Consider the following 1,095-nt stretch of genomic DNA (forward strand, 5'->3'; position numbering starts at 1 on the left):
AAATTTATATAAAAATATCTCTTATATACTATATAATACTTTATTATTTACATATTGATACACCAGGTAATGTTTATGCATTTATTTTTAAATAAAATAATATTTAACATGACATTAAAGATAATTCCATCTAAATAAATAAAAAGATATAAAAGAACTTATTATTTAATCAACAAGATCTTTTATATCCATAAAATTTATTAATACTATTTTATTTCCACTTTATATTTTTTTCTCAATTCATCATTAAATTTTGAATACTGATATGCCTGTCGTTCTTGTAATAATCCTTTCTTTATAGCATCTTTAACTTCATCATAAGAAGCTATAGAAGGTTCCTTTTTTTCTTCAACCTTTATTAAATGATAACCGAACTGAGTTTTTACAGGTTCACTTATAACTCCTATATCTAAGGAAAATGCCGCATTCTCAAACTCTGGTACCATTTGTCCTCTAGTAAATTCACCTAAATCTCCTCCCTGAGCTTTAGATGGACAAGATGAATATTCCTTTGCAGCATCTTCAAATGACATACCTTGTTTAATCTTCTCTAAAACTTCTTTAGCCTTTTCCTCACTATTTACTAATATATGTTTTGCTTTTACTCTCTCAGGATTTTTATACATATTTTTATTTGCATTATAATAATCTTCAACTTCCTTATCTGTTACAGTTGCTTTTTCCATAACTTTTGATATAGCCACTTGGGTTAATATTTCTTTCTTAACAGATTTAAGCATGGATAAGTATTCATCACTCTTTTCAAACTCCATGTCTTTTGCATAGTTATAAGTCAATTCAAAAGATATCATTTCATTTAATAGATGTTTTCTTCCTTCATCAGTAGTTAATGCTGCTCTCTTATCCACAGGAAATCTATTAATTGCATTATTAAGATCACTCTCTTTAATCTCAGTACCATTTACGATAGCTAATACATTATCATTCATATAATAACTCCTTTTAATTTTATAGTTTTATATATAAATTAAAAGAACTCTAGAATGCTCTAGAGTTCTTGGTGGCCAGACCAGGAATCGAACCAGGGACACGAGGATTTTCAGTCCTCTGCTCTACCGACTGAGCTATCTGGCC

1 protein-coding gene and 1 tRNA gene are annotated in these 1,095 nt (G+C 28.2%); both read right to left on the reverse strand.

Annotated elements, in window-relative coordinates; translation table 11 throughout:
• Nucleotides 1–206: 206 nt before the first annotated feature.
• Nucleotides 207–950 (reverse strand): peptidylprolyl isomerase, encoded by a 744-nt coding sequence (locus tag H2684_RS12240; protein ID WP_182089680.1) that lies wholly within the window; start codon nt 948–950, stop codon nt 207–209.
• Nucleotides 951–1,019: 69 nt separating this feature from the next.
• Nucleotides 1,020–1,095: transfer RNA gene (locus H2684_RS12245), tRNA-Phe, on the reverse strand.

The sequence above is a fragment of the Clostridium sp. cel8 genome, from assembly GCF_014050525.1.
Classification (GTDB): domain Bacteria; phylum Bacillota; class Clostridia; order Clostridiales; family Clostridiaceae; genus Clostridium_B.

Bases quoted from the DNA above. Each gene is read 5' to 3' on its own strand.
- H2684_RS12240 (WP_182089680.1), bottom strand. From the start codon at position 950: ATGAATGATAATGTATTAGCTATCGTAAATGGTACTGAGATTAAAGAG.